Here is a 6,000-nt window from a genome sequence, read left to right on the forward strand (position 1 = left end):
GTCAGTGCTGCCAGACCTTGACGTAGTCCACCTGCATGTCGGTGTCGGCGGTCACGGTGTCGGTCGTGTAGACGCCGTTGTTGAGGATCAGGTACTGCGGGCTGCTGGTGATGCCCGTGGTGATCTGGCCGACCTTCTTGCCGTCGTAGTAGTAGGTGACGGAACCGGGCGCCCACTCGGCGCCGTAGGTGTGCCAGCCGGTGTAGTCGCCGGGCGCGCAGCTGCCGGGGCCGCCGGAGGGCGAGTGGTAGTGGTAGCAGGCCTGGCCGCCCAGGCCCTCCATCACGTCCATCTCACCGTCGGCCGGCCAGCTCTGGCCGTCCGTCCAGAAGGCCGGCCAGTTGGAGATCGTGCCGCCGTTGCCGGGCAGGTAGATCCGGGCCTCGAAGGCGCCGTAGGTGAACTGCGCCTTGCCGTTGCTCTGCACCATGCCCGAGGTGTACGGGAAGGACTTGCCGTTCGCGGTCGCCGCCTTCGGCGTGGCGACCAGGTGCAGGTTGCCGCCGCTGACGGTCGCCTGCGAGGGGGCGTAGGCGGCCTTCTCGTAGGAGTTCACCGGCGGGGTGGTGCAGGTCGCGCAGCCGAGCCAGTTGGCCGTCCACTTGCCGGAGTCGACCGAGGTGCCGTTGAAGTCGTCGGCGAAGACCTGGCGCCAGCTGCCCGCGATGCCCAGCGGGCCGCCGCTGCTGGGAGCGGTGGACGCGGACGCCGAGGCGCTCGGGGTGGCGGTGGCGCTCGGGGTCGCGCTCGCGGTGGGCGTGCTGCTGGCCGAGGCGGAGGTGCTGGGCGCGGTGGGAGCGACGGGCGCGGTGGGCGCGGTGCTCGCCGGGGCGGAGCTGCTCGCCGCGGCCGTCGGGGTCGGCGAGGCCGAGGTGGCCGGTGCGGACGGCGTCGGGCTCGGCGTCGTCACCGTGGTGCCGTCGGAGGTGAACGCCTTCTTCGGCGCCAGGTTGTGCCAGACGTTGTTCGCCTTGTAGGCGACGAACATCGTGTAGGCGCCGGCCGGGAAGGTCCGGCTCTTGGGTACGAAGGTCTGCTGCGCCGAGGTCAGCGTGGTCGGGATCGCGCCGGCGAAGTCGTAGTTGGCGCCGCTCGAGGATCGGACCGCGACGGTCAGCGCCTGGACGGCGGTCTGCTGGGTGGCGTGCACCTTCGCGGTGGCGGTCACCGTGGCGCCGGCGGAGGGCGCCGCGGGAGTGAGCGTCAGCGAGTCGACGACGACAGGTTCGGACGAGCCGCCCGGGGCGGCCCAGGCTGCGGCGCCGGTTCCGACGGCGGTGACCGCGAGCCCGAGGGCGGCAACCCGGCGGGCGGTGAGTCGCGCGGTACGGCGGTGCTTCGAGTTTCTGGGCATGGGGTGGGGGAACCTTTCGTACCCCCCTACGGACGTGGCCCGCCCTTCCGAGACCGGAGAGGCGGACCGCTCAGCGCCAGAGCCTGCGCGACGGTCCGCTCGCGGCGCAAGCCCGCTGCACCGGCCGCACGGCGTCCCGATCGCGTGTACACGCCCAAAATCCCAGGTGAGGCGGTGTGGTTGGGCGGTTCCTGTGATCTCGGGCACAGGGGGTTTATGTCCGAATTAATGCGAGTTGATAGGGAATTGGGTGGTATCGGAGGCGTCCTGGAGGGCGTCCCTGACGGCGCCTCACCCGTTCCGCGCCCCCACTGTGCCGGGCCCGCGCTCCCGTGCTCCGCGCTCTGCGCCTGGCCCGGGGGCCACCGCATGCCGTCCCCTTGAGGGACGCCCGGGGGCGGTGCGGACCACCCGCCGCCCGGGCGGCCAGGCAGTCCGTCCGGGGCCTCACGCCAGCAGGTTCACCCCGGCCTCGAACACCCGCGGCAGCCGAGCGGCGAGCGGCACGATCCGTGGCGCCAGCACCGGCCGCTGCCGCGCCCACAGCAGTGCGCCGGTCAGCAGGCGGTAGCTGCGCGAGGCACGCCGCCAGGCCCGCTCGTACGCCTCCGGCCGGCCCGTCCGCACGCAGTGCACCAGCGCGTCCGCGCAGGCCAGGGCCACCGACAGGCCCTCCCCGGTGAGTGCGTCCAGATAGCCGGCCGCATCGCCCACCAGCAGCGCCCGCCCGGCGACCCGCGCCCGGACCTGCTGGTGCAGCGGCCCCGCACCGCGCACCGCTGTGCCCGCCCCGGCCGGCAGCCGGGCCGCAAGCAGCGGGAAGCGCGCCAACTGCTCGTCGAACGGCGCCCGGTCGCAGGTGAGCAGTGCCACACCCACCAGCTCCGGGCCCAGCGGTGTGACGTACGCCTCGGCCCGCGCCGACCAGTGCACCTCCACCGACCCGCACCACGGCGCCACGGGGTAGTGCCGGCGCAGCCCGTACCGGGCGGACCGGCCCGGCGGCGGCGGCCGGTGCAGGCCGAGGGAGCGCCGGACGGGGGAGTGCAGCCCGTCCGCTGCGACCAGGTGGCGGGCCGTCAGCCCGGCCGCCCGCACCGCGTGCGGGCCCACGTCGACCGGACCGACCCGCAGCGGCAGCACCCGCACACCGAGCTCCGCGGCCCGCGCGGCCAGCGCCGCGTGCAGTACCGTGCGCCGCACCCCGAGCCCGTGACCCGAGCGGAACCGCGCCTCCGCAGCGCGGCCCCCGGCCGCCTCCAGGTAGCGGATGCCGTGGAACGCGCGGCCCTCCGGCGCCACCCCGAGCCCGGCCAGCGCCCGGACGGCGGCCGGCATCAGCCCCTCCCCGCAGGCCTTGTCCACCGGCGTCGGACGCGGCTCGGCCACCACCACCTCCAGGCCCGCGAGCGCGCCGTGCACGGCGGTGGCCAGCCCGGCCGGGCCCCCGCCCACCACCAGCAGGTCGATCACCGGGCGACCGCCGGCACCGCCCCGCCGAGCGCCGCCTCCTCGCACCGGATGCGCACCCCGAGCAGCCACAGGTTCAGCGCCGTGAAGGCGCCGGCCGTCAGCCACGCCGAGTGCACCAGCGGCAGCGCAGCCCCCTCCACCACCACCGCCAGGTAGTTGGGGTGCCGCAGCCACCGGTACGGGCCGCGGGTGACCAGCGGCAGGCCCGGCACCACGATCACCCGGGTGTTCCAGCGCGGCCCGAGCGAGACGATGCACCACCAGCGCAGCGCCTGCGCGGCGACCACCAGCAGCAGCATCGGCACACCCAGCGCGGGCACGAACGGCCGCGCCATCACCGCCGGTTCGACCAGACAGCCGACCAGCAGCGCCTTGTGCAGCAGCACCATCGGCGGGTAGTGGCCGCGGCCGTGCTCGGTGCCACCGCGAGCGAGGCTCCAGGCGGCGTTGCGGCGCGCGACGACCAGTTCGACGAGCCGCTCGGCGGCGACCAGCAGGACGAGCAGGGAGTACCAGGACATGGGGCCTCGATCACCAGCGGAGCAGGACGAGTTCGGAACAGAAGCCGGGCCCCAGCGCGAGCACCACGCCGGCCGAGCCGGGCGGCGGCGGACCGTCCGCCTGGACGTCGCGCAGGATGTGCAGCACCGAGGCGGAGGACAGGTTGCCCACCAGGCCCAGCGAGCGGCGGCTCGGCGCGAGCGCGGACTCCGGCAGGCCGAGCGCCTCCCCGAGCGCGTCCAGCACCTTCGGCCCACCCGGGTGGCAGATCCAGGCGGCCACCTCGTCGGGCTTCAGGTCGTGCTCGGCGAGGAAGGCCGCGACCTCCTCGGCGACGTGCAGCCCGGCCAGCTCCGGCAGCGCCCCGCCGAGCACGATCCGGAAGCCGCGGTCCCCGATGTCCCAGCCCAGCAGGTGCCCGGTACCCGGGTAGAGGCGGCTGCGGGTCGCCACCACCCGCGGGCCGGGGGAGTCGTGGAAGCGCGGGTGCTCCGGACCGACCGCCAGCAGCGCGCCCGCGCCGTCCCCGAACAGTGCCGAGGCCACCAGGTTGGCCGTGGAGGCGTCCGACCGCTGCAGGGTCAGTGAGCACAGCTCGGTGGAGAGCAGCAGCGCGGCATGGTCCGGCCGGCCGGCCAGATAGTCGTGCACCCGGGCCAGCCCGGCCGCGCCCGCCGCACAACCCAGCCCGAACACCGGCAGCCGGCGGACGTCCTGCCGCAGCCCGAGCGGGCCCGCCAGACGGGCCTCCAGCGACGGTGCCGCGATCCCGGTCACGGACGTCGACACCACCAGCTCGATCTCCTCGGCGGCCAGCCCCGACTCGGCCAGCGCCGTCCGCGCGGCCCGCTCGCCGAGCTCCAGTGCGGCGGCGATGAACGCGTCGTTGGCCTGTCCGAAGCCGTCGATCCCCGCGTACCGCTCCAGCGGCAGCGCCAGATGACGGGTCGCCACCCCGGCCCCGGCGTGCAGCCGCTCCAGCACCGCCCGGTCCGCATCCGGCGGCAGGCAGAGCACGGCCAGCGCCTCGGTGATCTCCTCCTGCCGGTACCGATGGACCGGCAGCACCCCGCTCACCGCCACAATTCGGGTCATCGGCTCAGCATAGGGACAACTCGGATGAATGAGTCGAAAGAGGGATGTGTGGGCGTGCCACGTTCCAGGTGCCGCATGCCGCGCCTGTCGGGGGGTGTCCCGGATGCCCTGGATGCCGGCGCCGTATGGGTGATGCCGTATCACGTTCGTGAGGGGGTGCCGTGGTGCGGTGGCCTTGGCGCGGTCTCTTGCTCGTGGGAGCCGCTGTGGCGGGGGTGACGCTGTATAACCTCGCCGGTGTGAGACCGTGAAACTGTGACAGAGTGTAACCGGAGTGACGGCCTGTCCAGTCCGTGAACCCGACCACCTCCCTGCAGGACTGCGCGATCGTGCACCTCCGGATCGGATCGGATCGGATCGGCCTCTCCGGGCGGTGTGCGTGACCGTCGCGTGCGTGATGCCCTGTCACCCAGCCCGCCCGATGCAAACGCGATGGTGTGTAACCGGAGGGACGGCCTGTCCGCTTCGCGCCACCCACCTCCCAGGGATACGCGATCACCCACCCGTGCCCCGGCGTGCCACCGCACACCGCAGACCGCCCACCGGCCGCCGCCCGCCGCCCGCCGGACACCGGACACCCCACATCGCCCTCGCACTGCCGCCGCGTGCCGTTGCGGGGCGAACGGAGGGTGAGGGCCTAACCTGACGGCATGTCCAGTGGGATGGACGCCGCGGCAGCCGGGCGGTGGATCCGCCGGCCGGCCCTGCTGCTGGCCGCGTGCCACCCCGCTCCGGCTGCCGCCGTCACCGCCTTCGCCGCGGGGCTCGCGGCCGCTGCCGGCCGCGGCAGAGGCGCCGTCCTGCTCACTGCGGCCGCCACGGCCGCCGGTCAGCTGTCCATCGGCTGGTCCAACGACCGCATCGACTCCGCCCGGGACGCCGCCGCCGGACGCGCCGACAAGCCCCTCGCCCGCGGCGCCCTCGCCCCCGGGACGGTGGGCACCGCGGCCGCTGCCGCGCTCGCCGCCGCCGTTCCGCTCTCCCTCGCCTGCGGCACCGGGGCCGGGGCCGCCCACCTCGCCGGCGTCGCCGCCGGCTGGGCCTACAATCTCCGGCTGAAGCGGACGGCCGCCTCCTGGCTGCCGTACGCGGTGGCCTTCGGGGCCCTGCCGGCCTTCGCCACCGCGGCCGTCCCGCCCTGGTGGGTGACGGCCGCGGCCGCGCTGCTCGGCTGTGGCGCGCACTTCGCCAATGTCCTCCCCGACATTCCGGCGGACCGTGCCGCCGGCGTCCTCGGCCTGCCCCAGCGCCTGGGCCGCCGCCCGTCCGCCGCGGTGGCCGCCGCCGCGACGTCCGCCGCCACCGCCGTCCTGGTCCTCGGCCCCGGGCATCCCGTCCCCCCGGCGGAGGCCCTCGCTCTGGCCGTCGCCGTCGCCACCGCCCTGCTGGCCCCCGTCACGCCCGGCCGGATCCCCTTCCTCGCCACCATCGCCGTGGCGGGCCTGGACGTCGCACTCCTGCTCGCCCGCGGCCCGGCCGCCGGATGACACGACCACCTATCCCGCGGCCCGGCCGCCCGCGCAGCACCCCGCCGCCCGCCCGGCCTCCCGCTGCCCACCTTCCGGACCGCCCGACCT

The 6,000-nt window shown here is 75.3% G+C and carries 5 protein-coding genes; 1 reads left to right on the plus strand and 4 read right to left on the minus strand.

Going from position 1 to position 6,000, the window contains the following annotated elements; all coding sequences use genetic code 11:
* Window position 1: 1 nt before the first annotated feature.
* The 4 genes from KSNIM_RS29285 to KSNIM_RS29300 form a co-directional block, all read right to left on the minus strand.
* Window positions 2–1,354 carry a glycoside hydrolase family 16 protein gene (locus tag KSNIM_RS29285; protein WP_263106138.1) on the minus strand — a complete coding sequence of 451 codons (1,353 nt, stop codon included), beginning with the start codon at window positions 1,352–1,354 and terminating at the stop codon, window positions 2–4.
* Window positions 1,355–1,801: 447 nt separating this feature from the next.
* Window positions 1,802–2,827, minus strand: coding sequence for an NAD(P)/FAD-dependent oxidoreductase (locus KSNIM_RS29290; protein ID WP_263106139.1), 1,026 nt, complete (start codon window positions 2,825–2,827; stop codon window positions 1,802–1,804).
* Window positions 2,824–3,348 (minus strand): isoprenylcysteine carboxyl methyltransferase family protein, encoded by a 525-nt coding sequence (locus KSNIM_RS29295; RefSeq protein WP_263106140.1) that lies wholly within the window; start codon window positions 3,346–3,348, stop codon window positions 2,824–2,826. Before KSNIM_RS29295 ends, KSNIM_RS29290 begins: the two co-directional genes overlap by 4 nt.
* A gap of 10 nt (window positions 3,349–3,358) precedes the next feature.
* Window positions 3,359–4,423, minus strand: a complete 1,065-nt coding sequence (locus KSNIM_RS29300; protein ID WP_263106141.1) for a type III polyketide synthase — start codon at window positions 4,421–4,423, stop codon at window positions 3,359–3,361.
* 650 nt (window positions 4,424–5,073) lie between these two features.
* On the opposite strand from KSNIM_RS29300, the gene KSNIM_RS29305 reads away from it, so the two are divergent.
* Window positions 5,074–5,910 carry a UbiA family prenyltransferase gene (locus tag KSNIM_RS29305; protein ID WP_263106142.1) on the plus strand — a complete coding sequence of 279 codons (837 nt, stop codon included), beginning with the start codon at window positions 5,074–5,076 and terminating at the stop codon, window positions 5,908–5,910.
* Window positions 5,911–6,000: the final 90 nt, after the last annotated feature.

Origin of the sequence: Kitasatospora sp. DSM 101779 (assembly GCF_025655475.1) — a bacterium.
Classification (GTDB): domain Bacteria; phylum Actinomycetota; class Actinomycetes; order Streptomycetales; family Streptomycetaceae; genus Kitasatospora.

Excerpts from the sequence above, each read along its gene's own strand:
- KSNIM_RS29295 (WP_263106140.1), bottom strand. The coding sequence starts at position 3,348 with ATGTCCTGGTACTCCCTGCTCGTCCTGCTGGTCGCCGCCGAGCGGCTC.
- KSNIM_RS29305 (WP_263106142.1), top strand. The coding sequence starts at position 5,074 with ATGTCCAGTGGGATGGACGCCGCGGCAGCCGGGCGGTGGATCCGCCGG.
- KSNIM_RS29300 (WP_263106141.1), bottom strand. The coding sequence starts at position 4,423 with ATGACCCGAATTGTGGCGGTGAGCGGGGTGCTGCCGGTCCATCGGTAC.
- KSNIM_RS29285 (WP_263106138.1), bottom strand. The coding sequence starts at position 1,354 with ATGCCCAGAAACTCGAAGCACCGCCGTACCGCGCGACTCACCGCCCGC.